This is a genomic window from Thalassospiraceae bacterium LMO-SO8 (genome assembly GCA_031655335.1).
In the GTDB taxonomy this organism is placed as follows: domain Bacteria; phylum Pseudomonadota; class Alphaproteobacteria; order Rhodospirillales; family Casp-alpha2; genus UBA1479.
Map to the genome: position 1 here is coordinate 1,406,294 of CP134226.1, position 25,306 is coordinate 1,431,599.

22 protein-coding genes are annotated in these 25,306 nt (G+C 67.0%); 6 read left to right on the forward strand and 16 right to left on the reverse strand.

Annotation, left to right across the window (positions count from 1 at the left end; translation table 11 throughout):
- Position 1 precedes the first annotated feature (1 nt).
- The 4 genes from cobW to RJ527_06835 all read right to left on the reverse strand — a co-directional run bounded on the left by cobW (position 2) and on the right by RJ527_06835 (position 3,125).
- Entirely contained in the window at positions 2–1,024 is a 1,023-nt protein-coding gene (gene cobW / locus RJ527_06820) for a cobalamin biosynthesis protein CobW (protein ID WND77448.1), read from the reverse strand.
- Between the two features lie 28 nt (positions 1,025–1,052).
- Positions 1,053–1,586, reverse strand: coding sequence for a bifunctional adenosylcobinamide kinase/adenosylcobinamide-phosphate guanylyltransferase (cobU, locus tag RJ527_06825; protein WND77449.1), 534 nt, complete (start codon positions 1,584–1,586; stop codon positions 1,053–1,055).
- Between the two features lie 70 nt (positions 1,587–1,656).
- A complete protein-coding gene (locus RJ527_06830; GenBank protein WND77450.1) occupies positions 1,657–2,331 on the reverse strand; it encodes a histidine phosphatase family protein in 675 nt (224 codons plus the stop codon).
- Positions 2,328–3,125, reverse strand: coding sequence for an adenosylcobinamide-GDP ribazoletransferase (locus RJ527_06835; GenBank protein WND77451.1), 798 nt, complete (start codon positions 3,123–3,125; stop codon positions 2,328–2,330). The genes RJ527_06830 and RJ527_06835 overlap by 4 nt, the downstream gene beginning before the upstream one ends.
- Before the next feature lie 116 nt (positions 3,126–3,241).
- On the opposite strand from RJ527_06835, the gene cobT reads away from it, so the two are divergent.
- Positions 3,242–4,258: a nicotinate-nucleotide--dimethylbenzimidazole phosphoribosyltransferase gene (gene cobT, locus RJ527_06840; GenBank protein WND77452.1), complete on the forward strand. Its 1,017-nt coding sequence runs from the start codon at positions 3,242–3,244 to the stop codon at positions 4,256–4,258.
- A gap of 18 nt (positions 4,259–4,276) precedes the next feature.
- Here cobT and RJ527_06845 read toward each other — a convergent pair whose 3' ends face one another.
- Together RJ527_06845 and RJ527_06850 are read right to left on the reverse strand one after the other, a co-directional pair.
- Positions 4,277–5,584, reverse strand: coding sequence for a hypothetical protein (locus tag RJ527_06845; protein ID WND77453.1), 1,308 nt, complete (start codon positions 5,582–5,584; stop codon positions 4,277–4,279).
- A gap of 46 nt (positions 5,585–5,630) precedes the next feature.
- Positions 5,631–6,902, reverse strand: coding sequence for a hypothetical protein (locus RJ527_06850; protein ID WND77454.1), 1,272 nt, complete (start codon positions 6,900–6,902; stop codon positions 5,631–5,633).
- Between the two features lie 347 nt (positions 6,903–7,249).
- Here RJ527_06850 and RJ527_06855 point away from each other — a divergent pair, with 347 nt between their 5' ends.
- The 3 genes from RJ527_06855 to rfaE1 all read left to right on the forward strand — a co-directional run bounded on the left by RJ527_06855 (position 7,250) and on the right by rfaE1 (position 10,368).
- Entirely contained in the window at positions 7,250–8,191 is a 942-nt protein-coding gene (locus RJ527_06855; protein ID WND77455.1) for an SDR family oxidoreductase, read from the forward strand.
- A 40-nt stretch (positions 8,192–8,231) separates the two neighbouring features.
- The gene (locus RJ527_06860; GenBank protein ID WND77456.1) at positions 8,232–8,810 is read left to right on the forward strand and encodes a D-sedoheptulose 7-phosphate isomerase; all 579 of its coding nucleotides are present in this window, start codon (positions 8,232–8,234) and stop codon (positions 8,808–8,810) included.
- Positions 8,811–8,898: 88 nt separating this feature from the next.
- Complete coding sequence (gene rfaE1 / locus RJ527_06865) at positions 8,899–10,368, forward strand: D-glycero-beta-D-manno-heptose-7-phosphate kinase (GenBank protein WND77457.1); 1,470 nt, start codon at positions 8,899–8,901, stop codon at positions 10,366–10,368.
- Here rfaE1 and RJ527_06870 read toward each other — a convergent pair.
- The 10 genes from RJ527_06870 to mutM form a co-directional block, all read right to left on the reverse strand.
- Positions 10,365–12,332 carry a PBP1A family penicillin-binding protein gene (locus tag RJ527_06870; protein WND77458.1) on the reverse strand — a complete coding sequence of 656 codons (1,968 nt, stop codon included), beginning with the start codon at positions 12,330–12,332 and terminating at the stop codon, positions 10,365–10,367. The two genes, rfaE1 and RJ527_06870, sit on opposite strands and share 4 nt — an antisense overlap.
- Positions 12,333–12,356: 24 nt before the next feature.
- Positions 12,357–12,800 (reverse strand): pentapeptide repeat-containing protein, encoded by a 444-nt coding sequence (locus tag RJ527_06875; protein WND77459.1) that lies wholly within the window; start codon positions 12,798–12,800, stop codon positions 12,357–12,359.
- Between the two features lie 129 nt (positions 12,801–12,929).
- Positions 12,930–15,422, reverse strand: a complete 2,493-nt coding sequence (gene gyrB, locus RJ527_06880) for a DNA topoisomerase (ATP-hydrolyzing) subunit B (GenBank protein WND77460.1) — start codon at positions 15,420–15,422, stop codon at positions 12,930–12,932.
- A 66-nt stretch (positions 15,423–15,488) separates the two neighbouring features.
- Positions 15,489–16,580 (reverse strand): DNA replication/repair protein RecF, encoded by a 1,092-nt coding sequence (gene recF / locus RJ527_06885; GenBank protein WND77461.1) that lies wholly within the window; start codon positions 16,578–16,580, stop codon positions 15,489–15,491.
- A 151-nt stretch (positions 16,581–16,731) separates the two neighbouring features.
- Complete coding sequence (dnaN, locus tag RJ527_06890) at positions 16,732–17,847, reverse strand: DNA polymerase III subunit beta (GenBank protein ID WND77462.1); 1,116 nt, start codon at positions 17,845–17,847, stop codon at positions 16,732–16,734.
- Positions 17,848–18,152: 305 nt separating this feature from the next.
- Complete coding sequence (dnaA, locus tag RJ527_06895; protein WND77463.1) at positions 18,153–19,568, reverse strand: chromosomal replication initiator protein DnaA; 1,416 nt, start codon at positions 19,566–19,568, stop codon at positions 18,153–18,155.
- Positions 19,569–20,309: 741 nt separating this feature from the next.
- Positions 20,310–20,576, reverse strand: coding sequence for a 30S ribosomal protein S20 (rpsT, locus tag RJ527_06900; protein ID WND77464.1), 267 nt, complete (start codon positions 20,574–20,576; stop codon positions 20,310–20,312).
- A 125-nt stretch (positions 20,577–20,701) separates the two neighbouring features.
- Positions 20,702–21,478 (reverse strand): enoyl-CoA hydratase, encoded by a 777-nt coding sequence (locus tag RJ527_06905; GenBank protein ID WND77465.1) that lies wholly within the window; start codon positions 21,476–21,478, stop codon positions 20,702–20,704.
- Between the two features lie 59 nt (positions 21,479–21,537).
- Positions 21,538–21,903, reverse strand: coding sequence for a hypothetical protein (locus RJ527_06910; protein WND77466.1), 366 nt, complete (start codon positions 21,901–21,903; stop codon positions 21,538–21,540).
- A gap of 14 nt (positions 21,904–21,917) precedes the next feature.
- Entirely contained in the window at positions 21,918–22,748 is an 831-nt protein-coding gene (mutM, locus tag RJ527_06915) for a bifunctional DNA-formamidopyrimidine glycosylase/DNA-(apurinic or apyrimidinic site) lyase (GenBank protein ID WND77467.1), read from the reverse strand.
- 82 nt (positions 22,749–22,830) lie between these two features.
- On the opposite strand from mutM, the gene ubiE reads away from it, so the two are divergent.
- Both ubiE and ubiB read left to right on the forward strand, forming a co-directional pair.
- Complete coding sequence (gene ubiE / locus RJ527_06920) at positions 22,831–23,643, forward strand: bifunctional demethylmenaquinone methyltransferase/2-methoxy-6-polyprenyl-1,4-benzoquinol methylase UbiE (GenBank protein ID WND77468.1); 813 nt, start codon at positions 22,831–22,833, stop codon at positions 23,641–23,643.
- A gap of 22 nt (positions 23,644–23,665) precedes the next feature.
- Positions 23,666–25,207 (forward strand): 2-polyprenylphenol 6-hydroxylase, encoded by a 1,542-nt coding sequence (ubiB, locus tag RJ527_06925; GenBank protein WND77469.1) that lies wholly within the window; start codon positions 23,666–23,668, stop codon positions 25,205–25,207.
- Positions 25,208–25,306 lie beyond the last annotated feature (99 nt).

Below are 25,306 nucleotides of genomic sequence, written 5' to 3' on the forward strand. Positions count from 1 at the left end.
TCTAACCTTGCAGGGCGCGGGTCACGGCGGCGCGGTCCAGGCCGTGCAGACCGATCACGACCAGACGGGTTTCCGGCACCTCGCCGGCCGTCCACGGGCGGTCGTAATAGCCGTCGACGCGCGATCCCACGCCCTGGATGACGTGGCGGCGCGGCTTGCCCGCGACATGGACGAAGCCCTTCACGCGCAGGATGCCGTGGTCGCGGGCGGCGGCCTCGATGCGGGATTTCAGGGCGTCCGGGTCGGCCGATCCGGCGATCCGCACCTCGAAGCTGTCGAAATCGTCGTGGTCGTGGTCGTCCTCGCCTTCGTGATGGGACGGGCGGGCGTCGAGATCGTCCTCGGCCCCGGCCTTGAGGCCCAACAGGACATTGATGTCGACTTGGCCGTGGCGGGTTTCGACGATCTTCACCTGGCGCGGCAGTTCGGCCTCGACCACGGCGCGCGCGGCGGCCAGACCCGCCGCGTCGGTCAGGTCGGCCTTGTTCAGCAGCACCATATCGGCGGACAGCAACTGGTCCTCGAACACCTCTTCCAGGGGCGAATGGTGGTCCAGGTTGTCGTCGGCTTCGCGCTGTTCGGCGACGGCGGCCGGATCATGGGCGAAGCGGCCCGCCGCGACGGCCGGCGCGTCGACCACGGCGATCACGCCGTCGACGGTGACCCGGGCGCGGATTTCCGGCCAGGTGAAGGCCTTGACCAGGGGTTTGGGCAGGGCCAGCCCGGACGTTTCGATTACGATATGATCCGGCGGCGTGTCGCGGTCGAGCAGCATTTCCATGGTCGGCAGGAAATCATCGGCGACGGTGCAGCAGATGCAGCCGTTGGCCAGTTCGACCACATCGTCCGCGTTACAGCCCTCGATGGCGCAGCCGTTGATGACCTCGCGGTCGACGCCCAAATCCCCGAATTCATTGATCACCAGGGCAATACGCCGCCCGCCCGCGTTCTGCAGCAAATGGCGGATGAGGGTCGTCTTGCCGGCGCCGAGGAAGCCGGTGATCACGGTGGCGGGAATTTTCATGAATGCAGGGAACCTTGTCTGACGTGAATTAAAGAGGACGGCCCTTGAGCACGAGGGGCAGGCCGGCCGCCGTGAATACCACACGGTCGGCGCGGGCGGCCAGCCGCTGATTGGCCAGCCCCGCCGCGTCGGCGAAGGATCGGGCCAGGGCGTTGGCGGGAATGACGCCCAAGCCCACCTCGTTGGAGACGAAAACCACGGGTCCGCCGAGGCCGTCGAGCCCCCGGGCGAGCGTTTCGACCTCGGATTCGGGATCGCGCCCGGCGGCCATCAGGTTCGACAGCCACAACGTCACGCAATCGACCAGCACCGGGCGGCCGGGGGCGGCGTGCTCGCGAATCTGTTCGAGAATATCCAAGGGTTCCTCGATGGTTTCCCAATCGGCGCCCCGGCGCGCCCGATGGGCGGCGATGCGGTCGGTCATCTCGCCGTCCCGGGCCTCGGCCGTGGCCAGGTAGAGCCCGCCGCCGGCCGCGTCCTCGATCAGGGTTTCGGCGAGCCGGCTTTTGCCCGAACGCTGGCCGCCCAGGATCAGGGTGACGGGGGGTAAAATTTCGTTCATCGAATTTCCATGTGTTTATTTCGCGCAAATCGTCGTCGCGTGCCTGGAGTCGGCACGCTCGGGATTTGCGTCAATGCCCCCCCTTGACCAGCGGCGTCACCGCATGGGGCGGGGCGTTGACCCGCACGATCCGCCAAGCCCCGCCGCGCCCGCGCAAAAGCCCGCCCGCGACGTGTTCCAGGCAGGTCACGGACAGGGTCGAGACGGAAAACGACATGGCCCCTTCCGGCGTCAGGCCCAGCGAATGGGCCATGGCCGCGCGGATGGTCCCACCATGGGTGACGGCGACGATGTCGCGGCCCGCATGGTCGGCGGTGTAGCGGTCGATCACCCCGGACACGCGGGCGATCTGGTCGGCGAAGCTTTCGCCGCCGGGCGGACGGGACCGCGCCGGCGTTTCCCAGAACAGGCGGAAGGCGTCGGGGTCGCGGGCCTCCATCTCGTCCCAGGTCGATCCCTGCCAGTCACCGAAGGACTGTTCGCCCAGGTGTTCCTCGGCGATGGGGTCGGGGAATGCCAGGCCTTCCTCGCGAATCGCCTGGGCGGTCTTGTGGGTGCGCGTGAGGTGGCTGGTCAGCCACACCGCGTCGGCGGGCAATGCCGTCGCCAGGGCGCGGAAGCTGTCCCGGTCGGACACGTCGCAGGGCACATCGTTGCCGCCGTAGATGGTGCCGACCACGGAGGGCACGGGCGCGTGGCGCACCCACCACCAGCGGGTCACGGAGTTTTCGGGGGTCTTGGTCACAGGTTGATCTCCGCCGTTGCGGCCGCCAGATAGACGGCGATTTCCACGATCTGTTGCTGCGCGCCCAGGGTGTCGCCCGTGTGGCCGCCGACCGCCGCCTGCATCGCCCAGCAGGCGAACAACCCCGCCGCCAGACCCGCCGCCGCCAGGGTGCCGACCCCGGCTCCCAGGACCGGCAGGAGCGGAGCCAGGGCCGCGACGCCCAATGCCAGGGCCAGCCCCGCCGCCCAGACGGGCGGCCGTCCGGCGTCCTTGGCCAGGCCGTCGGCCCGCGCGGGGGCCAGGACGGTCATCGTCGGCACCACGGCCGCCCGGGACAAGGCCCCTGCGGCGACCAGCACCAGGGCCGCCGTGCCCGGCCCGGCGAGGGACGCCAGCGCCGCCGCCTTCAGCCCCGTCGCGAACACCAGGGCGAGCACACCGAAGGTGCCGATATGGGAATCGCGCATGACCTCCAGCCGCCGGTCGCGGCCCGCGACGCCGAGCCCGTCGGCGAAATCGGCCAGGCCGTCTTCGTGCAGCGCGCCGGTCACGATGGCCATGACGGCGAAGGCGAGCAGAGCGGCGGCGAGGGGATGCAGGCCCGAACCCGCCGTCACCATGAGCACGCCCGCCCCGGCGCCGCCGACCACGCATCCCGCCAGGGGAAAGGCCCAGCCGGCGCGGGCCAGGGCGCCCGCCCCGCCGTCGTGACGCGCGGGCACCGGCAGCCGCGTGAGGAAGGCCAGCGCGAGAAACGCATCGTCCCAGGGGCGCCAGGGCCGGGCGGCAGGATCGGGATCGTCCGTCGCCAAAGGGCAACTCCTTGAAGGATCAGGCGGGACCGCGACGCCGGTCACGGGAAATTCCCGTCACCAGCACGGCCGATTGGGTTATATGTGACCGACCCCGGAAAAGGAAACAAGACCTCGTGCCGCAAATCGACCCCCCGCGTGATCCCGCTGACCTGCTGACCGACCTGCCGGGACCGGATGTGGACGCACAGACCGCCGTGCGCGCCCGCGAGGCGGTGCTGACCAAGCCCGCCGGATCGCTGGGCCGGCTGGAGGAGATCACCGAATGGCTGGCCGGCTGGCAGGGCCGCGCGACCCCGCGCGCCGACACGATCCAGGCCCTGGTGTTCGCCGGCAATCACGGCGTCGCCGCCCAGGGGATATCGGCCTATCCGCCCGAGGTGACGGCCCAGATGGTCGCCAACTTTCAGGCCGGGGGGGCGGCCGTGAACCAGCTGTGCCGCACCTTCGGTGTCGATCTCGCCGTGATTCCCCTGGATCTGGACAACCCCACCGCCGACATCGCGCAGGGTCCGGCCATGACGGCGGATGAATTCGCCGCCGCCTTCCAGGCCGGGGCCGACGCCGTCAATGCGGGGGCGGACCTTCTCTGTGTCGGCGAAATGGGCATCGCCAACACCACCGCCGCCGCCGCCATCTGCCTGGGCTTGTTCGGCGGCACGGGGGCGGATTGGGCCGGGCCGGGCACGGGCCTGCCCGCGGCGGGCGTATCGGCCAAGGCGGACGTGATCGCCCGCGCCGTCGCGGTCAACGGCATCGCGCCCCAAGATGGACTGGGCGTTCTGCGCGCCCTGGGCGGCCGGGAACTGGCGGCCATGGCCGGCGCCGTGGCCAGGGCCCGCCGTCTGGGCATCCCCGTGCTGCTTGACGGCTTCGTCTGCGGCGCGGCGGCGGCCTGTCTCGACGCGGCCCGGCCGGGGGCCCTCGACCATTGCCGGGCGGCACACCTGTCGGCGGAGCCGGGACACGGGCGGCTGCTCGCGAAACTCGGCATGGCGCCGCTGCTGCAACTGAACATGCGGCTGGGCGAGGCGTCGGGGGCGGTGTTGGCGGTCGCCCTGGTGCGGGCGGCCCTGGCCTGTCACCGGGGCATGGCGACCTTTGAAAGTGCCGGCGTCAGCGGCAAGGACTAGGTCCAGCGGCATGTCCGCCTAGTCGACCATTTCCTCTTCGTCGTCGCCGGCGGTGCCGCGCTGAATACGGTGTTTCAGCTTAAGCAAATCGCGGCGCCGGCCGTCCTCGGCGATCAGGCCTTCGATGAACCGGCCCTGGAACCGGTCGATGCCGACGGAGCGGCCGAATTCGACGGATTCGCGGGTGTCGCAGCGACACATGATCATCCTGCCGCCGCCGCCCGAGGCGGCGATCTGGCGCAGCCGTTCCTTGACGTCGTCGCTGGAATCGGCGAGGGCCGGGGTCCAGATCAGCTTGGCGTGATCGCAGCCCAGTTTTTCCCGGTCGACCAGGAACATGGTCTGCATGGTCAGGCCGTCGAGCAGCACCCGATAGCCCCGTTCCTGCACGAACTCGCGGGCGATCAGGAAGGCCGGCAGGTCGGCGAAGATGTCTTCCTTCTGCAACTCGATCACCATCGCCCCCCGGCGCGAGGCCGAGACGTTGTCGTCGAAAACCTGGAATTCATCCGACAACAGAGTCTTTACGTTGGCGTTGATGGAAATCTCGCCGGTGATGGTGATGGCGTCGGTCTTCGACAGCATGGACAGCATGCGCTTATCCAGGGTTTCCGTCAGGTGATAGAACAGCCAGCGGTTGGAGGTCAGGTTGACCCCCGGCATCAGCGTTTCGCGCAGGTCGTTGATGGAAATGAACAGTTCGGAAAATTCCTGTTCGGGAATCAGCTTGCTGTCGACCTTGCAGACGAACTGGCGGCGCACGTAGTTCGACAGGTCGGCGCGGCCGAGCGCATCCTCGACCCGGGCCAGAATATCGGGCGTCAGGGGCTCGCCCTGTTCCTGCTTGGCGCGCAGGGACGAGCGCGCGTCCATGCGCGAGCGCACCTTGGTCAGGCGCACTTCCTCTTCCTCGGCCAATTCGCGGGCCAGGCGCAAAATCTCGTCGTAGTCGTTGACCGCGTCGTACCAGGTCGCGAAGGGCTTTTCGTGGGTCGAGGCCTCGGCGATCAGGGGGTCGTCGGAAAACAGAAAGCGCACCTTCTGAACCACGGTTTCCACCTGGGGCCGGGCTTCGGCCTTGAAGGCGAAGATCAGGTCGGCGCTGCGCAGGGCGAACAACTGGCCCATGGTGGTCGAGATCAGGGGATCGAAGCTGGAGGTCGCGGCGCGGATATGCTGTTCGCGCCGATTGAACGGGCGCAGCTGCGACAGATGGACATGCACGACCTGGCGCCCGCCCCGGTGCTTTTCCAGGCGACGCACATAGTCCAGCAGCAGGTTTTCCTGGCTGGGGATTGCTTTCTGTGCATCGGGCGCCGTCGCCATGTTTCCGCCGTTTCCTGTTTCGCTACCGGGTGCCGGTGTCCGCGCCTCAGCGCGCCGCCGCCGCCCGTTCCTTCTTGATGCGCGCGCGCCGCCCTTGCGAGCGCACGGTGTCGATCAGCCGGTCCATGAGGAAGCCCTGGAACCGGGTGATGCCCAGGTTCAGGCCCCATTGGATCGCCTGTTCGGAATCGACCCGGGACAGGATGATCGATTCCTTGCCCGCATCGCGGATGATGCGGCGCAGGTCCTCGACCTTGCTGTCGTCCTCTTCCTCGTTCTCGAATTCCGAGCCCCAGCCGACCTTGATGAAGTCCGCGCCCAGAATCGCCGGGTCGAAGAACTGCATGGATACGGGCGAAATGCCGTCAACCAGCACGCGGTACCCGTTCTGTTGCAGCATGTTGCGGGCGATGGTGAAGGCGTCGACGTCGGAGAAGATGTCGATCACCTGCATTTCGATGATGACGTTGTCCTCGTGCCCGGCGACGGCGCGGTGGAAGTTCTGGAAATCGCGCGACAGCACGGTGCCGATGTTCAGGTTGAGCGAGATCGGCTCGTTCATCTTTTCGAAGTTGCGCCCGGCCATGTTGGCCAGGATGACCCGGTCCAGGCCCTCGGTCAGGTACTGGAACAGCCAGATCGACGAGAACAGGTTGACCCCCGGCGCCACCCGCTTCTTCAGATCGCCGATGGAAATGAAGTGTTCGCGGAAGATCACGCCCTCGGGCCCGTGGGCGCCGATGTGCAGGCAAAGCTGTTCGCGGATCAGGTCGTCGATGGGCACGCGCGGCAGAACCTGGGAAAGCGCCGTCAGATGTTGCGCCGTCAACGGCTGGCCCACGGATTTCTGCTGCGCCGCCGCCTCGGCGGCCTCGCGCTTGGCGGTTTCCTCGGCCTCCAGCACCAGCGAGCCGACGACCCGCACGAAGGCGCGGAAATCCTCATTCTCCGACAGATCGTACCAGGTCGACAGGCGGTCCTCGCCCAGGCCCGTCTCGTCGATGTGGGTCAGCGGGTCTTCGGAGAACAGCGCGCGGACCTTCTCGACGGGGTTTTCCACCTCGTGCACGGGCACGGTGCGGCACAGAAGGATCTGGTCCGCGTTCTTCATCTGGAACAAGGTCGCTTCGTGCTGATTGGTCAGATTGTCGAAGTTGCGCGCCGCCAGACGGATGAAATGGGGCTTGCGGTTGGAACTTTTCAGTTCCGACAAATGCAGATGCACGGCGTAATAGCCGGGCGCGCCCGCCTCCATTCGGTTGAGGCGGTCCAGCAGAAGTTTTTCCTCGAGCGTATCCGGTGAAGGAATCTCGGCCATGGTGCTCCCGTTCGCCCCCGGACCCCGCGTGTGCGGAACCCCGATGTCGACAGTCATTCCAGGGGCCCTTCCCGCAGCCCCGGAGGTTTCGCCGTAATCGGCAAGGTGCGCCAATGCTAAAGTGAAATCGTTAAAAAAGTCATTTCATTTCCGGCGCTTGGTTCGGCGGTTCGGATTCCGCGCCGCGGCCGCCCGAGCCCCGGCGGCGCGCCGGGTCAGGCACCTTGACCTCGACCCCGCTTGAGGGTCATAAGCGACGGTTTCTTAATACTTGGCGGGCATTATGGATCGCGGATTTGGCGGTTTTTTGCCCATAATGCGGCAAAATCGGAACGGGTAACTCATTCATGGCCCTACGCAAGACCATCCTCGTCACCGGCGGGGCGGGCTTTATCGGCTCGCATCTCTGCACACGCCTGTTGGAGTCGGGGGCCGGCGTGATCTGCGCCGACAATTTCTATACCGGCTCCAAGGACAACATTCTGGGCCTGTTGGACAATCCCCATTTCGAGGTCATGCGCCACGACGTGACCTTCCCGCTCTATGTCGAGGTCGACGAGATCTACAACCTGGCCTGCCCGGCCTCGCCCGTGCATTACCAGTACGATCCCGTGCAGACGACCAAGACCTCCGTGCACGGCGCCATCAACATGCTGGGCCTGGCCAAGCGCACCGGCGCCAAGATTTTGCAGGCCTCGACGTCCGAGGTCTACGGCGATCCGGAAGTCCATCCGCAGACCGAGGATTACCGCGGCCGGGTCAACCCCATCGGGCCGCGCGGCTGCTACGACGAGGGCAAGCGCTGCGCCGAAACCCTGTTTTTCGACTATTACCGTCAGCACAGCCTGAACATCCGGGTCGCGCGCATCTTCAACACCTACGGCCCCAACATGCACCCCAATGACGGGCGCGTGGTGTCCAACTTCATCGTCCAGGCGCTGAAAGGCGAGGACCTGACCGTCTACGGCGACGGCGGGCAGACGCGGTCGTTCTGTTATGTCGACGACCTGGCCGACGGGCTGATCCGGCTGATGAACGCCCCCGACGCGGTGACCGGGCCGATCAACCTGGGCAATCCCAACGAATTCACCATCCTGGAACTGGCCGAACTGGTGATCGAGATGACCGCCGCCAAATCCAAGATCGTCAAGATGCCGCTACCCCAGGACGACCCCACGCAACGCTGCCCGGACATCTCGCTCGCCAAGGACAAACTGGGCTGGCAGCCGACCATCCAATTGAAGGACGGTCTGGCCAAGACCATCGCCTATTTCAAAGGGGTCCTGTGACCGGCCAAATCACGCGCACAGGGAAAAACAGGCTTTTCTCATGGACTTAGCCGCATTTTTTAACAGCGAAATGGAACAGCACGCGGCCGTCGCCAAGGCGACCCAAGGGGCCCTGGCCGCGCCTTTCCAGGCGCTTGTAACCGCCGCCGCCAAGTCGTTGAGAGACGGCGGAAAATTGCTTTTCTTCGGAAACGGCGGCAGCGCCGCCGACTGCCAGCACCTGGCGACGGAACTGACCGTCCGCTACAAGACCGACCGCGCGCCGATTGCCGCCATCGCCCTGACCACGGACTCGTCGGCCCTGACCGCCGGCGCCAACGACCTGGGGTTCGAGCAGGTATTCGCCCGCCAGATCCAGGCGCTCGGCAAGCCCGGCGACATGGCCGTCGGGATTTCCACCTCGGGCCAAAGCCCCAATGTGCTGGAGGCCCTGCGCGCGGCGCGGGCGGGCGGGCTGATCGCGGCCGGCCTGAGCGGCCGCGGCGGCGGCAAGATGGCCGGCCTCGCCGACCCCCTGCTGATCGTGCCCTCGGACGTCACCGCGCGCATCCAGGAAATGCATATTACCTTGGGTCAAATGCTCTGCGGCGCGCTTGAAATCGAATTGGGTCTGATATGATGATCCTTGGTGACGGGCGCCTTGGGGGCCAGATGCTCTGCGGCGCGCTTGAGGTTGAATCGGGCCTGGTGACGTTGGACATGGGACAATGACGGAACGCACGGACCTGATCGCCCTGGTCGAGGCGCTGGCGGACACCAAGGTGGTCTGTCTGGGCGACGTCATGTTGGACACTTTCGTTCATGGCGAGGTCGAGCGGATCTCCCCGGAAGCCCCGATCCCCGTGCTGCGCGTGACCGGCGAGACCCGCATGCTGGGCGGGGCCGGCAACGTGGTGCGCAACCTGGCCGCGCTGGGGGCCAAGACCCGGTTCCTGTCCGTCGTCGGCGACGACGCCGCGGGCGCGGAAGTGCGGACCCTTCTGGCCCGCGAGGCGGGCGTGACGGGCGACCTGAAAACCGACGCCGGGCGCCAGACCACGATCAAGACCCGCTTCGTCGCCGGCACACAGCAGATGCTGCGCGCCGACCGGGAAACCAGCCGGGCCACGAGCGACGCGCTTCAAGCTCAACTGGCCGCCGAGGCCGAGGCCGCCGTGCGCGACCACAAGGTCGTCGTGCTGTCCGATTACGGCAAGGGGGTCCTGGCCGACGCCACCCTGGCCCATGTGATCGCCGCCGCCGGCAAGGCCGGAGCGACCGTGATCGTCGATCCCAAGGGCAGCGATTACGGGCGCTATCGGGGGGCCGGAATCCTGACCCCCAATCTGAAGGAACTGGCCGCCGCCACGGGTAAGCCCGTGCACACGGACGACGCCGTGATCGCCGCCGCCCGCGGGCTGGTCGACGATCTGGGCCTGACCGCCGTGCTGGTCACCCGGTCCCGCGACGGCATGACCCTGGTGCCGGCCGAGGGCGCGGTCGTCCACCTGGCCGCCGAGGCGCAGGAAGTTTTCGACGTGTCCGGCGCCGGCGACACGGTGGTCGCGACCCTGGCCGCCTGCCTGGCCGCGGGCGCCGATCTGGGCCGGGCGGCGGCGCTCGCCAATCTCGCCGCCGGGATCGTCGTCGCCAAGGTCGGCACCGCCGTCGCCTACGCGGGTGATCTCATCGCCCAATTGCACCATCAGGACCTGAGCGACGCCGAGGCCAAGGTGCTGACTTTCGAACAGCTGCTCGACCGGGCCGCCGCCTGGCGCCGCCGGGGTCTCACGGTCGGCTTCACCAACGGCTGCTTCGATCTGTTGCATCCGGGCCATGTGTCGCTGCTGCGCCAGGCCAAGGGCCAGTGCGACCGGCTGGTCGTGGGGCTCAATTCCGATGCCTCGGTCAAACGCCTGAAGGGCGAGGACCGCCCGGTCCAGGGCGAGGCCGCGCGGGCCGCCGTGCTGGCGTCGCTGGCCGGGGTCGATGCCGTCGTCCTGTTCGCCGAAGACACGCCGCTGGCCCTGATCGAGGGCTTGTTGCCCGAGGTTCTGGTCAAGGGCGCCGATTACCGCGTCGATCAGGTGGTCGGCCGCGCGGCCGTCGAGGCCGCCGGCGGGCGCGTGCATCTCGCCGATCTGGCGCCGGGCCACAGCACCACGGCGACCATCGCCAAGCTGGCCGGCCAGGGCTAATCCCCGGCCCGGTTCTCGCCCACGGGATCAACTGTTTCGGACCCGGAACCGACAAGGTTTTTCAACCGCCCCCAGAATGATCCTGATCCGGGTTTGCCGTCGTCCCCGATGTCGTCGAAGGCCAGCACCGGCAGGCCCTGATGCGCCGCGCCCATGAACCCGGCCCAGGTGCGCGCCGGCAGGCCGCCGCCGGTCACCCGTTTCATGGGCGACCCGTCGTCGTTGCCGAACCACACGCCGGTCACCAGTTGCGGCGTGAAACCGACAAACCAGGCGTCGCGGTAGTTCTGGCTGGTCCCCGTCTTTCCCGCCGCCGGCCGGCCGATGGCGGCGTGCTTGCCCGTGCCGCCGTCGATCACCTTGGTCATCATGGCGGTCAGGGTGCGGGCCGCCGCCGCCGGCACGGCGCGGCCGGGGCCGGAGCCCTGGCGCTGATACAGCGGCGTGCCGCCGGGGCCGATGATTTCCGTGATCGCATAGGGCCAGACCCCCATCCCCGCCCGCGCCAGCACGGCATAGGCGGTCGTCAATTCCAGCAGCGACACCTCGCCCGTGCCGAGCGCCAACCCCGCGTCCTTGGGCAGGTCCGTGGTGATGCCCAGCGCCCGGGCGGTGTCGATGATCCTGGCCGGGCCGACCTGCTGCGCCAACTGCACCGCGATGGTGTTCACGGAATGGGCCAACGCGTATTCCAGGGTCATGCGCCCTTCGTACTTGCCGGAGAAATTGGACGGCTGCCAACCGCTCAAAGAGACCGGCCTGTCGACCACCGGGGTCGCGGGCGTCATTCCCGTCTCCAGCGCCGCGAGATAGACCACGGGCTTGAACGCGGATCCCGGCTGGCGCAGCGCCTGAACGGCGCGGTTGAACTGGCTTTTGCCGTAATCCCGGCCGCCGACCATGGCGCGCACCGCGCCCTGCGGGGTCAGCGCGATAAGCGCCCCGTCGCCCGCCCGCATGCCCGCCCGGTCCGCCGCCAGGAAGGCGCGGCCGATGGCCGTTTCCGCCTGGCGCTGCAAGGCGGGGTCGAGCGTCGTCCTGACCACCAGATCGCGGCCGCCGGCGGTCACGTAGTCGGAGACCGCTTCGAGCACCCAGTCGACGAAATGCCGCGCGTTGCCCGTGGGCGCCGAGACGGCGGCGACCTGGATGCCCCGGGCCGCTTCCGCCGCCTTGGTTTCCGTCAGATATCCGGCGGCGACCATGTTGGCGAGCACCGTGCGGGCCCGGGCATGGGCGCGTTCCGGCGAGGCCACGGGGTTGTAGCGCGACGGCGCCTTGAGCAGGCCGGCCAGCACCGCCGCCTCGTAGGTATTGACCCGGGCGGCGGGTTTTTGGAAGAAACGATGGGCCGCCGCGTCGACCCCGTAGGTCCCCGCCCCCAGATAGACCCGGTTGAGGTAAAGGGTGAGGATCTGGTCCTTCGAAAACTCCCATTCCAGCCATAGCGCCACGACCATTTCCTGGAGCTTGCGCGTGATCGTGCGGGCCGGGGTGAGGAACAGGTTCTTGGCCAGTTGCTGGGTGATGGTCGATCCGCCCTCGACCACCCGTCCGGCCCGGATATTGCGCACCATGGCCCGGCCCAAGCCGATAGGATCGATACCGAAATGATTATAGAACCGCCGATCCTCGGTCGCCAGGACGGCCTGTATCAGATGCGGCGGCAGGTCCTTGAGGTCCACCGTTTCGCCGACCAGATCGCCGGCGCGGTAGATTTCCGTGCCGTCCTGGCTAAGAATCGTCACGGTCGGCCGGCGTTCGGTCTTCAGCGCCTCATCCAGGTCCGGCAGGCCGATGGACACCCAGACCCCGGCGCCAAGGGCCGCGATCACCCCCCAGACGGCCGCCGCCCCGGCCCATTTCAGGATCGTGGCGAGACGGCCGCGGCGGCGCGCGGCGGGGGCACGCTCGGGAGTCTTTTTCGCCCGTGGGCGGGAACGGGGACGCGGTGATTTGGCCATTTGCGTCTTATGGGCGGATGGGCGTCAGTATTTGGTTAACGCAAAGTAGGCGGAGGTTTCATCGGGTTCGCGGCAGTCGAGCAGGGTATGCAGCGTGATCGGATCGATCACGGCACCCTTCAGGTTGGCGCGCCACATGTCGACGCCGTTGAGCGAGGCCCCCGTGAAGTTGGCGCCGCGCAGGTCCGTGTCGGTCATGTCCGTGAAATCGAGCAGCGCGCTGGTGAAATTGACCCCGACCATGACCGACGAGATCAGGGACGAGCCCCTGAGATCGGCCCCCGACAGATCCGAGCCCGTGAGATCGCATTCCCGGATGTTGGCGTTGGCGAGGGACGCCCCCCGCAGGTCGAGGTCCCGCATGTTGAGGCGCAGCATGTCGCCGCGCTTGCCGGTATCGCCGCCGCCGCGCAGCCAGGCCTCGTGCGCCTCGATCAAGGCCGCGACCGACGTGTTCGTATCCGCCATCGGGAAATCCCCCCATGAACCCAGTTCAATGCCCGACCGCCCTTCCCCCCGGGTTGGCCCGGTGTTGGGCGATCATAGGCGGAAGGCCGGGGCGGAGTAAACCGCCCCGCCGGTTGCCGGCCGGGGCCGTCAGATGTCCAGGTTGGCGACCTTCAGCGCGTTTTCCTGAATGAACTCGCGGCGCGGCTCGACGATGTCGCCCATGAGGGTGGAGAACACCTCTTCGGCGTCATCGATATGGTTGATGCGGACCTGCAACAGGGACCGCGCGTTGGGGTCCAGGGTGGTTTCCCAAAGCTGGTCCGGGTTCATTTCGCCGAGACCCTTGTAGCGCTGGACGCCGATGCCCTTCTTGCCGGCGTCCATCACCGCGTCGACCAGGGACACGGGCCCGGTGATGACATGTTCCTTTTCCTTCAGGATCAGCACCCCGTGGCGGGCGTAACGCGCCTGCAAGGCCGGCGCCATGCCGTCGAGCCGGCGGGCTTCCGAAGAGCGGATCACCTGGCCGTCGATGACGTGGCTTTCCGAAACGCCGCGCAGGGTGCGGTCGATGGAGAACCCGCCGCCGGGCAGGGCCGAGCCGGTCCAGCCGCGTTCGGCCTCGGGCACCAGGGCGTCCATGCGCTTGGCGATGTATTCGGCGGTGCCCCGCGCCAGTTCCTGGTCGGACAGGATGTCCGGGTTGAAGGCCCCCAGGATCGCCGCCTGCTCGACCAGGGCCATGGGCACGTGCTGGGACAGGCGCCCGACCATGGCCTTCACGTCGCGGGCCTCGCGCACCACGGCGTGCAGTTCCGGGCCGGCGATCTGGCTGCCGTCGTAGGGCCGCATCACCGCGCCCTCGTCGATGGCGCTGGCGAACAGATACTTTTCCATCGCCGCGTCGTCCTTGAGATAGACCTCGGAATTGCCGCGCTTTGCCCGGTACAGCGGCGGCTGCGCGATATAGAGGTAACCGCGCGTCACCAGTTCCGGCATCTGGCGGAAGAAGAAGGTCAGCAACAGGGTGCGGATGTGGCTGCCGTCCACGTCGGCGTCCGTCATGATGATGATCTTGTGGTAGCGGCATTTCTCGACGTTGAAATCCTCGCGCCCGATGCCGGTGCCGAGCGCGGCGATGAGCGTGCCGATTTCCGCCGACGACAGCATCTTGTCGAAGCGCGCGCGTTCCACGTTGAGGATCTTGCCGCGCAGCGGCAGGATCGCCTGGTTCTGGCGGTGGCGCGCCTGCTTGGCGGAGCCACCGGCCGAGTCCCCTTCGACGATGAACAGTTCCGACAGCGCCGGGTCCCGTTCCGAACAGTCGGCGAGCTTGCCGGGCAGGGTTGAGATGTCCAAGGCCCCCTTGCGCCGCGTCAGTTCGCGGGCCTTGCGCGCCGCCTCGCGGGCGGCGGCGGCCTCGATGATCTTGCCGATCACGCTGCGCGCTTCCGCGGGATGTTCCTCGAACCAGCGGTCCAGGCCCTCGCCGACCAGGTTTTCCACCGCCGGGCGGACTTCGGACGACACCAGCTTTTCCTTGGTCTGAGACGAGAACTTGGGATCGGGCACCTTGACCGACAGCACGCAGGTCAGGCCTTCGCGGGCGTCGTCGCCGGTGATCGCGACCTTGGCCTTCTTGGCGATGCCCGACGCGTTGGCGTAGTTGTTGATCATGCGCGTCAGGGCGCCGCGGAAGCCGGCCAGGTGCGTGCCGCCGTCCTTCTGCGGGATGTTGTTGGTGAAGCACAGCATGGTCTCGTGATAGCTGTCGTTCCACTGCATCGCCATTTCCACGGTGATGCCGTCCTTTTCGCCGGAAACGGCGATCGAGTCGGCCAGCACCGGGTTCTTGGAACGGTCGAGGTATTTGACGAATTCCTGAAGCCCGCCCTCGTAGCGCAGTTCCTTGGTCTGCGGTTCGACCCCGCGCGCGTCCGTCAGGGTCAGGCCCACGCCCGAATTGAGGAACGCCAGTTCGCGCAGGCGATGTTCCAGCGTCGCATAGTCGTAATCGGTTTGGGTGAAGGTTTCCTTGGACGCCAGGAACGTGACCTCGGTGCCGGAGATCGGCTTGCCGTCGTCGTCCAGGGGGGCGTCGCCGATGACCTTCAGCGGCGCCTCGACCTCGCCGTCGCAAAAGCGCACGAAATGCTGCTTGCCATCGCGGCAGATGCGCAGTTCCAGCCATTCCGAAAGCGCGTTGACCACGGATACGCCGACGCCGTGCAGGCCGCCCGAGACCTTGTAGGAATTCTGGTCGAACTTACCGCCGGCATGCAGCTGGGTCATGATGACCTCGGCCGCCGAAACGCCTTCTTCCGTATGGATGTCGACGGGAATGCCACGGCCGTTGTCGGACACGGTCACCGAGTTGTCGCCGTTGAGCGTCACCCGCACCGTGTCGCAGTAGCCCGCCAAGGCTTCGTCGATGGCGTTATCGACGACTTCGTAGACCATGTGGTGCAGGCCCGACCCGTCGTCCGTGTCGCCGATGTACATGCCCGGGCGCTTGCGCACGGCGTCGAGGCCGCGCAGGACCTTGATGGAATCCGCCAGGTATTCGCCGTTGTTGTCCGCGCGCCGCTGGGCGGCGGCGTCGATTTCGGGGGCTTCGGGTGTTTCGGGTTCGTCGGTCATGGTCGTTCACGCTCTTCAGATTGGGGCCGGCAAAAGCGCCGCCCGGGAAAATTCAATGTTGGCCGGTCATGGGTCCTGACGGCGGACCTTGGCCTCGGCGACGTGGAAGAAGGCCGCCCGTCCGGCAAGCGGGCCGAACAGATCCAGGTCCGTGCCGGTCATCCAGGCCTGCAAACCCAGGGCTTCGATCTCGGCGAACAGGGCGGCGCGGCGGTCGGCATCCAGGTGGGCGGCGACCTCGTCCAGCAGCAGGATGGGCGCGCGCCCCTGTTCCGCCGCCTGTAGGCGCGCCTGCGCCAGCACCAGGGAAATCAACAATGCCTTCTGTTCGCCCGTGGAACAGTCGGCCGCCGGACGGCCCCGGCTTTTGTATTCGACATAAAGGTCGGAGCGATGCGGCCCGTGGGCCGTGCGCCCGCTGTCGCCGTCGCGTCCGCGCGCGGATTTCAACGCGGCCTTCAGGCGGTCCTCGGCGTCGAGGGCCGAGCCGCCGTTCAGCCAGGCCTCGACCTCGCCCTCGACGGCCAGGTCGGCGGCCGGAAACGGGCCGTCGCCGGCGGCCTCCAACTGGCCGGCCAGGCGTCCGGCCATGTCGAGCCGGGCCGCCGCGATGGCGACGCCGCGTTCCGCCATGGTGGCTTCCAGGGCCGAGACCCAGGCGTCGTCGCACCCGCCCCGCGCCGTCAGCAGGCGCAACCGTTCGCGCATCGCCTGCTCATACCCGCCGACGCGCCCCGCATGGGCCGGATCGCGGCCATAGACCAGACGGTCGAGAAACCGCCGCCGGGCCGAGGCGCCGTCGAGAAACAGGCGGTCCATCTGCGGCGTCAGCCATTGCAGGGAAACATGTTCGGACAGGACGGCCTGGGCCCGCTGGGCCGCGCCGTCGACATGGACCAGGCGTTTTTCCGCGTCGCCCGCCTCACCGGCGGCAAGGCCCGTGCCGACATCCGTTTCGCCGTCCGGGCCGGCCACCGTCGCCGCCACGGCCCAGGGCCGGGGGCGGGGGGGCGCATCCTCGCCGGGGTCGCGGCGAGCGGCTTCCGACAGGCGCGCGCGGCGCAGCCCGCGGCCCGGGATCAGGAACGACAAGGCTTCGAGGATGTTCGTCTTGCCCGCCCCGTTGGGCCCGGCCAGCACGACCGGCCCTTCGGGCACGTCAAGCCGCAGCGCGGCATAGCAGCGGAAGTCGCTCAGCGTCAGCCGGCGGACCGCAAGAGAGCCCGCAACGGCGGCGGCGGTTTCCGGGTATGCCCCATCGGCGGCAAATGTGGGTTGGACGTACAGGATCGTTCCTTAAAAAACCCGTTCAAACACGCATGGGCATGAGCACGAACAACGCACTTTCGTCGCCCGCTTCGCGCAACACCGTGGGCGAGGCCGCGTCGGCCATGGCCAGCGACGCCGTGTCGCCCTCGATCTGGCGGGTGATGTCGAGCAGATAGGCCGCGTTGAACCCGATCTCCAGGCCATCACCGTTGTAATCGACCTCGATCTCTTCCTCGGCCAGCCCGTGTTCGGGGCTGGAGGCCGACAGCTTGAGCACGCCCGCCCCCAGGGTCAGCTTCACGGCGCGGGATTTCTCGGAGGAAATCGCCGACACGCGGTCGACGGCCGCGGCCAGAAGCTTGCGGTCGACGTCGAGCATCTTGTCGTTGTCGCGCGGGATGACCCGTTCGTAATCGGGGAAGGTGCCGTCGATCAGCTTGGACGTGATGACGATCTCGTCGATGGCGAAGCGCGCCTTGGTTTCCGACAGGCCGACGAAGACATCGCCGACGCTTTCGTCGATCAGCTTGCCCAGTTCCGTCACCACCTTGCGCGGCAGGATCACGCCGGGGATGCCGTCGGCGCCGTCCGGCAGGGGCACTTCGGCCGAGGCCAGCCGATGGCCGTCCGTGGCGACCGCGCGCAGCACCTTGGTGCCGTCCCGTTCGGCGACATGCAGATAGATGCCGTTCAGGTAATACCGCGTTTCCTCGGTCGAGATGGCGAACCGGGTGCGGTCGAGCAGCGTGTTCAGGTCGTGCACCGGCAGCTTGAACTGATGCGGCAGTTCGCCCGAGCCAAGAACGGGAAAATCCTCGGTCGGCAGGCAGGAAAGCGCGAATCGGGAGCGCCCGGCCTTGAGCACCAGTTGCCCGCCGCTTTCCTTTTCCATCACCACCTGCGCCCCTTCGGGCAGCTTGCGCACGATGTCGTAAAGGGTATGGGCGGGGGCCGTCGTCGCACCCGCTTCGGCGACATCGGCGGCCACGGCCTCGACGATGTCGAGATCCATGTCCGTGGCGTTGAGCGCCAGCTTGCCGTCGCCGGCTTCGATCTTCACGTTGGAAAGGATGGGGATGGTATTGCGGCGCTCTACAACGCTTTGCACGTGCCCAAGGCACTTCAGCAAGGCGGCCCGCTCGATTGTCAGTTTCATATGTGCCGTCTATCGCCGTTCAAAATTACATGCCGTTATGACGCTTTCGGCGGGATGTTCCGGCGTCCGGCCGGCCCTTTTCCGGGCCGGTCCGGCGGCAACGAAACCGGGGCAGGAACCCTCCGCCCCGGGCGCTGAAATGCCGATCCAAAGCCCCCACCGAGAGCAGCGTGAAGGCACCCGGACGGGCACCCTCTGACCAAGGCGGCATTATAGCAGAGGCCCTTGGATTCCGAAGCCTTTTCCCCGAAATTCGGGTCACGGTCGCGACTTTTGAAGCGGACCCGGCAGGGCCCCCGAAGGGATCAGCCCTCGAGCATCCGGCGCAGCAGTTCGACGTCCTCGTTGAAGCTGGAATCCAACTCGCGCAGTTCTTCCACCTTCTTCACCGCATGCATCACCGTGGTGTGATCGCGGCCGCCGAATTTACGCCCGATTTCCGGGAGCGAGCGGGACGTCAGCTGCTTCGAGAGATACATCGCGACCTGGCGCGGGCGGGCGACGGAGCGCGCCCGGCGGGCCGAATGCATGTCCGACACGCGGATGTTGAAATGGGTCGATACCCGTTTCTGGATTTCCTCGATGGTGACCCGCCGTTCCGACGCCTTGAGAAGGTCGTGCAACACGTCCTGGCTGGTTTCCAGGGTGATGTCCCGGCCGACCAGCTGATGATGGGCGACGACGCGGTTAAGCGCCCCTTCAAGCTCGCGCACGTTCGACGTGATCTTGTGGGCGAGGAATTCCATCACCTTCAGCGGCACCTCGACGCCCATCTGCTCGCCCTTGGCCTGTAGAATGCCGAGCCGCAGTTCGTAGGTGGTCGCATGAATGTCGGCGACCAGCCCGCAGTTAAGGCGCGAGATCAGGCGCTCTTCCATGCCTTCCAGGTCGTTGGGCGACTTGTCGGCGGAGATCACGATCTGGCGGCCCTGATCGACCAGGGCGTTGAAGGTGTGGAAGAACTCTTCCTGGGTCGACTCCTTGCCCGAGATGAACTGGACGTCATCGACCATCAGCACGTCGACGGAGCGGAACTGCTCCTTGAAATCGACCGTGTTGTGTTCGCGGAGTGCGCGCACGAAACGGTACATGAACTTTTCCGCCGACAGGTAGATGACCGAGCGGTCGGGGCGGGTCTTGCGCAGGTGCCAGGCGATGGCGTGCATCAGGTGGGTCTTGCCGAGCCCGACCCCGCCGTAGAGGAACAGGGGGTTGAAGGGCACGACCTCGGCCTCGGCCACGCGGCGCGCGGCGGCATAGGCGAATTCGTTCGGCTTGCCGACGACGAAACGGTCAAAGGTGTAGCGCTGGTCGAGGGGGGCGCCGATGTCGTCGGCGTGGGGGCCGTTGCCGATGCCCGTGCCGTTCACCGGACCGGCGGGGACCGCGTCTTCCTTGCGCGCCTCGGCGGGCTTGGTCTCGGCCCGGCCCGACGCCGCGTGTTCCTGATGAATGACCACGTCGAGCCCGCCCGACAGCCCCCGGCCGTCCAGCAGCTCCGACAATCGGTCCTGGTAATGGGCCTGAATCCATTCGCGCATGAAACGGGTCGGGACGCCGGTGCGCACGGCGCTGCCGTCCTTCCCGATGAGCCGCATGGGCTTGATCCAGCTTTGGTAGGAGGCTTCGCCGATCTCGGCGCGCAGGGATTCACAAATTTCCAACCAGGTTTCCTGCAGGTCCTGGCAGGGCTCTACGTTTCGGCTCTGCTGTTCCGTCATTTTGCCACCAACATTCGGTCCCGCCCATTCAGGCGGTGCTTGTTTTCATTATCAGGGGGGACCGGCGGCCACACGGCCAAGGTTCCCCCTCCCTGGGTGTTGGGAGGCGATAAGGCCCGGTGGGGACAACCACCGGCCGGCGCTGTCGCGGCTTGTCTTTCTTCACGCCCGCCGCCATGTCGGGAACCTGAATGCGGTTCCGTCACGCCGCCGCCTCTCTAGAGCCGCGAGAGCCGACGCCGCATGAGCGGCGAACACGTTAGACCTTGTCCGCGACACACCCCCCTTAGATTTGGCTTTTTAGCCTATTATTAAATAACGAATTTTTTAGGCACATCAGTAATAGCAAGTAATTTTATTATAAATTATTGAAGTCACGCGGGATCGCAAAGAAAAAGGATTTATCTTTCTCTCAAAGCTCCTTTCTTTTTATTGGCTTGTATCGGCCGGACGTCGTCTTAATGAGTCCGCTGGCGGGCGCGAAGCCCCCAACGACGACGGGGATATTACGGACGCGCGCCGCCGATGGCAATGAGACGAATCGCGAACGCCCCCCAAATTTGCAAAATAATTCCCTTGACAAAAATGGCCCCGAGAGTCCCCCGAGGGCCCTTCGCGGCGGGCCGCGGCGGGCGTGTTTTTCCGAGTCTCAGCAATGGGTTGAGAGCCCCTTCGGGCAAAGAAAAAGGCCGTGCTTTCAGCACGGCCCTTTCGGTGTTTGGTCGCGGTCGGGGACAGCCGTCAGGCGGACAGGCCCTTGATCTGCTTGACCAGGCGCGACAGCTTCCGCGACGCCATGTTGGCGTGCAGGATGCCCTTCTGCGCGCCACGCATGACGAGCGGCTGCGCGTTCTTGAAGGCTTCCTGGGCGGCGGCGGCGTCGCCGCCGGCGATGGCCGCCTCGACCTTGCGGATCGAGGTGCGCACGGCGCTCAGGCGCGTGCGGTTGACCTGCGTGCGGCGGGCCGTTTGACGAATGCGTTTCTTGGCCGAGGCATGATGTGCCATCTGGACACCCTTTTCTAACTCTGGGTCTGAATTCGGAAGGCCGGGTTATATCGGCGGGCCGGGGCCAGGTCAAGCCCGGAAAACAAGGTCCCGCGCAAGCGTTTTCCGGGCCCCGCGCCGTCCGCTCAGCGGTTCTTGAATTCCGGCTTCCGTTTATCGGCGAAGGCGGCCATGCCTTCCTTCTGGTCCTCGGTCCCGAAGGTCGCGTGGAACATGCGCCGCTCGAACCGCACGCCTTCGGAAAGCGTCGTCTCGAAGGCCCGGTTGACGGCCTCCTTGGCCAGCATGGCAAGCGGCCGCGACATGCCGGCGATGGCCTGCGCCGTCTTGACCGCGTCCTCGACCAGATCGGCCGCGGGCACGATGCGCGCGACCAGGCCCGACCGTTCGGCCTCTTCCGCGTCCATCATGCGCCCGGTCAGGCACATCTCCATGGCCTTGGCCTTGCCCACGGCGCGGGTCAGGCGCTGCGTGCCGCCGGCCCCCGGGATGGTGCCGATGGTGATTTCCGGCTGCCCGAACTTGGCGTTGTCCCCGGCGATGATCAGGTCGCACATCATGGCGACCTCGCAGCCGCCGCCCAAGGCATAGCCCGCCACGGCGGCGATGGTCGGCTTGCGGCAGCTTGCCAGACGCTCCCAATCGACGGTGATGAAGTCGCTTTTATAAGCGTCCATCCAGCTTTGGCCCTGCATCTCCTTGATATCGGCGCCGGCGGCGAAGGCCTTTTCCGATCCGGTGACGACGATGGCGCCGATCGCGTCATCGGCCTCGAAGGCGTCGACCGCGGCGCGCAGTTCGCCGACCAGGGCCTTGTTCAGCGCGTTCAGCGCCTTCGGCCGGTTGAGGGTGATGAGCCCGACGGCGCCGCGGGTTTCGACGATGATGTTTTCGTAAGCCATGGGTGTCGCTTCCGTTCCTTGTAAAGAAGTGGTCTCGATGTGGCGGCGGCGCGGGCCGGTCAGGGACCCGGCGCCAGACGGAACCGCACGGTCGGCACGGGGCCGTCCGGGAATTCCAGATGCAGGGTTTCCCCCTCGCGGCGGTACTGGCCGCTTTTGATCTTTTCCCAGCCGAGCTGCGGCAGGCTGGCGTCATAGAAGTCGAGGACCTGGGCGCGGGCTTGGGCGCCGGTCAGGGCCTGGGCCTCGACGATGCGCCCGGCCGGCGTCTCGAACACCACGCCGGCGTCGGGGATGTCGGTCAGGCCCGGCATCAGCGGCAGGTCGTCGATGCCGCCGACGAACTGCGCGGCCGCGGGCAGCGCCGCCGCCAGCCACAAAAGGGCCGCGACGAAACCGGGACGCAGGCGGGCTATCAAGGTCATGGCCCGGTGATACCCTACCTCTGGCAGCGGGAACAGTAGAAAGTCGACCGCCCGGCCTGGGGGATCTGGCGGATGGGCGCGCCGCAGGCCGCGTTGGCGCAGGCCTCGCCCGTGCGTCCGTAGACGTCGAAGGAATGCTGGAAGTAGCCCAATTCCCCGTCGGGGCGGATATGGTCGCGCAAGCTGGAGCCGCCGGAGGCGATGGCGTCCTTGAGCACCGCCTTGACCGCCTGGGCCAGCCGGTCGGCCCTGGCCCCCTGCACCGTATGGGCCAGACGCTTGGGCGAAATGCCGGCCCGGTACAGCGCCTCGCAGGCATAGATGTTGCCGACCCCGGCGACCACGCCCTGGTCGAGCAGCGCCGCCTTGATCGGCGTCTTCTTGTCCTTCAGCCGGGCCGCCAGGACGGGGCCGGAAAAGGCGTCGTCGTCCAAAGGCTCCGGCCCCAGCCTGGCCAGCATGGGATGGGCCGCCAGATCCGCCGCCGGCCACAGGTCCATGAACCCGAAGCGGCGCGGGTCGTTGTAATGGACCTCGCCGCCGCCCGACATTTTGAAGATCACATGGTCGTGCTTTTCTTCCGGGAAGGCCGCCGCACCCAGGCGAAAGCTGCCCGACATGCCGAGATGCGCGATCAGCACGTCCGGGCTGTCCAGATCGAACATCAGGAACTTGGCGCGGCGGCGGATCGCGGCCACCGTGCGCCCCGTGAGCCGCTGGCCGAAGCCGTCGGGCAGGGGAAAGCGCAGGTCCGGCCGGCGCGGGATCACGGCATCCAGGCGCTTGCCCTGCATGGCGGGCATCAACCCCCGGCGGACGGTTTCGACTTCAGGCAATTCGGGCATGGCGTGCGGCTTTGGCAGGAAACGACGGGGAAGGCCCAAGGAACGTAGCCTGTCCCGGCCGGTTACGCTATGTTCCATCGCCATGATCAAAGAGACGCCCGAAACCCCTGATAACGCGGACACATCCGCGCGCCCCGGCGCCGGACCCGGCACGACCCACTTCGGCTTCCGCGAGGTCGCCGAGGACGAGAAGGCCGGCATGGTGCGCGGCGTGTTCGACAGCGTCGCCTCCAAATACGACCTGATGAACGACCTGATGTCGCTGGGCGTCCACCGTTTGTGGAAATCGGCCATGCTGGATTGGCTGCGGCCGCGCCCGGGCATGACGCTGCTCGACGTCGGCGGCGGCACGGGCGACATCGCGTTCCGGTTCCTTGAACGCGGCGGCGGGCCGGTTGCGGTCTGCGACATCAACACGGAGATGCTGAAGGTCGGCAAGGCGCGGGCCATCGATAAAGGCATGCTGAAGGGCCGGGACGAGGGCGGCATCGACTGGGTCACCGGCGACGCGGAGCGCCTGCCCTTTCCCGACAATTCCTTCGACGCCTATACCACCGCCTTCTGCATCCGCAACGTGACCCATCCCGAGAACGCCCTGGCCGAGGCGCGGCGCGTGCTGAAGCCGGGCGGGCGGTTCCTCTGCCTGGAATTTTCCAAGGTCGTGCTGCCGCTGCTGGACGAAATCTACGACCGCTGGTCGTTCAAGGTTCTGCCCGTGCTGGGCGAAAAGGTCGCGGGCGACCGGGCCTCATACCAGTATCTGGCGGAAAGCATCCGCCGCTTCCCGCCGCAGGACGACTTCAAGGCCATGATCGGCGCCGCCGGTCTGGCGCGGGCCGAGTACCGCAACCTGACGGGCGGGATCGCGGCCATCCATTCCGCCTGGCGCACCTGACGCCCAACCGGAACACGCATTCATGAGCGGTCATCTTTCCAACCTCTGGCGCCTGTTCGCCATCGCCCGCCTTCTGGCGCGCCACGACGCCCTGTTCCCGCTGGAGGACCTGGGCGTCGCGCCCGCCGTGGCCAAGGCGGCCAAGCTGTTGTCCAAACGCTCGGTCCCGGGCCGGCCGGGTGAGCGCCTGGCCAACGCCCTTTCCGAAGCCGGGCCCAGTTTCATCAAGCTGGGGCAGGCGCTGTCGACCCGCCCGGACCTGCTGGGCGAGGAGATCACGGAAGACCTGGCCCAGTTGCAGGACGACCTGCCGCCGTTTTCCAGCGACCTGGCGCGCCAGACCATCGAGCAGGAATTCCAGGTGCCGGTGGACACCCTGTTCGCGTCCTTCGACGACGAACCCGTGGCCGCCGCCTCCATCGCCCAGGTTCATTTCGCCGAAACGACCGAGGGGGCCATGGTCGCGGTCAAGATCCTGCGCCCGGGGATCGAGGCCCGCTTCCGCCGCGACCTCGACCTGTTCCGCTGGGCCGCCCGCGTGATGGAACGCGCCCGCCCGGATTTGAAGCGCCTGAAGCCCCGCGAGGTGGTGGAAACCATCGCCCAGTCGGTCGAACTGGAAATGGACCTGCGGTTCGAGGCCGCCGCCGCCGCCGAAATGGCCGACAACTTCGAAGGCGACGACACTTTCATCGTGCCCGCCGTCGACTGGGCGCGCACGGGATCGCGGGTGCTGACGACGGAGCGCATCGACGGCTTTCCCATCAACGACGTGGAGGCCATTGTTAAAGCGGGAATCGAGCCCAAGACGGTGGTCGAAAACGCGGCCCGCGCCTTCTTCAACCAGGTGTTCCGCGACGGCTTCTTCCATGCCGACCTGCACCCGGGCAATCTGTTCGTGCTGGAGGGCGGGGCCATCGGCGCCGTCGACTTCGGCATCATGGGCCGGGTGGATAAAAAGACCCGGCGCAACCTGGGCGAAATGCTGCTGGGCTTCCTCACCCGCGACTACCGCCGCGCGGCGGAAGTCCATTTCGAGGCCGGATGGGTGCCCCGCGACAAATCCGTCGACGCCTTCACCCAGGCCTGCCGCTCCATCGCCGAGCCGATTTTGGACAAGCCCCAGCACGAGATTTCCATCGGCCGCCTGCTCGGCCAGCTGTTCCAGGTCACGGAAACCTTCGCCATGGAAACCCAGCCGCAGCTTCTGTTGCTGCAAAAAACCATGCTGACCGCCGAGGGCGTGAGCCGCAAACTCTACCCCGACACCAACATGTGGGTGCTCGCCCGCCCGCTGATCGAGGACTGGATGCGCGCCAACCTGGGGCCGGAAGCCAAGGTCATGGACACCCTGCAAGGCCTGGCCCAGGCGGCGGAACGCCTGCCGCGCGTCATGGAAGACCTGGAAATCGGCGCCCGCCGCCTCGCCGAGGGCCGCCTGACCCTCGACCCGGAAACCGTGCGCCTCTTGCGCGACGGCGAGGACAAACCCCGCACGCCGGTCCTGCTGTGGATCGTCGTCGCCGTGCTGGCGGTGATTTTTACCTACAACCTGATGGACTGACCGGTCGCCCCCTTAATCTTGCCGGGGGGTATTATTTACTTTAAGTACACTGTTCTTTGCGTATTTATAGGGGCCGGGATTGATCGGCCAGCAAGGGAC

Excerpts from the sequence above, each read along its gene's own strand:
- mutM (WND77467.1), bottom strand. The coding sequence starts at position 22,748 with ATGCCCGAATTGCCTGAAGTCGAAACCGTCCGCCGGGGGTTGATGCCC.
- RJ527_06875 (WND77459.1), bottom strand. The coding sequence starts at position 12,800 with ATGGCGGATACGAACACGTCGGTCGCGGCCTTGATCGAGGCGCACGAG.
- gyrB (WND77460.1), bottom strand. The coding sequence starts at position 15,422 with ATGACCGACGAACCCGAAACACCCGAAGCCCCCGAAATCGACGCCGCC.
- dnaA (WND77463.1), bottom strand. The coding sequence starts at position 19,568 with ATGACGGAACAGCAGAGCCGAAACGTAGAGCCCTGCCAGGACCTGCAG.
- rfaE1 (WND77457.1), top strand. The coding sequence starts at position 8,899 with ATGACGGAACGCACGGACCTGATCGCCCTGGTCGAGGCGCTGGCGGAC.
- RJ527_06910 (WND77466.1), bottom strand. The coding sequence starts at position 21,903 with ATGACCTTGATAGCCCGCCTGCGTCCCGGTTTCGTCGCGGCCCTTTTG.
- RJ527_06860 (WND77456.1), top strand. The coding sequence starts at position 8,232 with ATGGACTTAGCCGCATTTTTTAACAGCGAAATGGAACAGCACGCGGCC.
- RJ527_06855 (WND77455.1), top strand. The coding sequence starts at position 7,250 with ATGGCCCTACGCAAGACCATCCTCGTCACCGGCGGGGCGGGCTTTATC.
- dnaN (WND77462.1), bottom strand. The coding sequence starts at position 17,847 with ATGAAACTGACAATCGAGCGGGCCGCCTTGCTGAAGTGCCTTGGGCAC.
- ubiE (WND77468.1), top strand. The coding sequence starts at position 22,831 with ATGATCAAAGAGACGCCCGAAACCCCTGATAACGCGGACACATCCGCG.
- rpsT (WND77464.1), bottom strand. The coding sequence starts at position 20,576 with ATGGCACATCATGCCTCGGCCAAGAAACGCATTCGTCAAACGGCCCGC.
- RJ527_06905 (WND77465.1), bottom strand. The coding sequence starts at position 21,478 with ATGGCTTACGAAAACATCATCGTCGAAACCCGCGGCGCCGTCGGGCTC.
- RJ527_06845 (WND77453.1), bottom strand. The coding sequence starts at position 5,584 with ATGGCGACGGCGCCCGATGCACAGAAAGCAATCCCCAGCCAGGAAAAC.
- cobW (WND77448.1), bottom strand. The coding sequence starts at position 1,024 with ATGAAAATTCCCGCCACCGTGATCACCGGCTTCCTCGGCGCCGGCAAG.
- cobU (WND77449.1), bottom strand. The coding sequence starts at position 1,586 with ATGAACGAAATTTTACCCCCCGTCACCCTGATCCTGGGCGGCCAGCGT.
- ubiB (WND77469.1), top strand. The coding sequence starts at position 23,666 with ATGAGCGGTCATCTTTCCAACCTCTGGCGCCTGTTCGCCATCGCCCGC.
- RJ527_06850 (WND77454.1), bottom strand. The coding sequence starts at position 6,902 with ATGGCCGAGATTCCTTCACCGGATACGCTCGAGGAAAAACTTCTGCTG.
- RJ527_06870 (WND77458.1), bottom strand. The coding sequence starts at position 12,332 with ATGGCCAAATCACCGCGTCCCCGTTCCCGCCCACGGGCGAAAAAGACT.